Annotated in this window: 1 rRNA gene (cut by both window edges); it reads left to right on the plus strand. The window is 56.1% G+C overall.

Annotated elements, in window-relative coordinates:
* Positions 1-620 (plus strand): 23S ribosomal RNA (locus DSC45_RS35495) (it extends past both window edges: 930 nt to the left, 2,798 nt to the right).

Genomic DNA, 620 nt, shown 5'->3' on the forward strand with positions numbered 1-620 from the left:
GTCGTGACTGCGTGCCTTTTGAAGAATGAGCCTGCGAGTTAGCGGTGTGTAGCGAGGTTAACCCGTGTGGGGAAGCCGTAGCGAAAGCGAGTCCTAAGAGGGCGTTTGAGTTGCACGCTCTAGACCCGAAGCGGAGTGATCTAGCCATGGGCAGGTTGAAGCGGAGGTAAGACTTCGTGGAGGACCGAACCCACCAGGGTTGAAAACCTGGGGGATGACCTGTGGTTAGGGGTGAAAGGCCAATCAAACTCCGTGATAGCTGGTTCTCCCCGAAATGCATTTAGGTGCAGCGTCGTGTGTTTCTTGCCGGAGGTAGAGCACTGGATAGGCGATGGGCCCTACCGGGTTACTGACCTTAGCCAAACTCCGAATGCCGGTAAGTGAGAGCGCGGCAGTGAGACTGTGGGGGATAAGCTCCATGGTCGAGAGGGAAACAGCCCAGAGCATCGACTAAGGCCCCTAAGCGTACGCTAAGTGGGAAAGGATGTGGAGTCGCAGAGACAACCAGGAGGTTGGCTTAGAAGCAGCCACCCTTGAAAGAGTGCGTAATAGCTCACTGGTCTAGTGATTCCGCGCCGACAATGTAGCGGGGCTCAAGCGTACCGCCGAAGTCGTGTCAA

This window comes from Streptomyces sp. YIM 130001 (assembly GCF_003574445.1).
Lineage (GTDB): Bacteria > Actinomycetota > Actinomycetes > Streptomycetales > Streptomycetaceae > Streptomyces.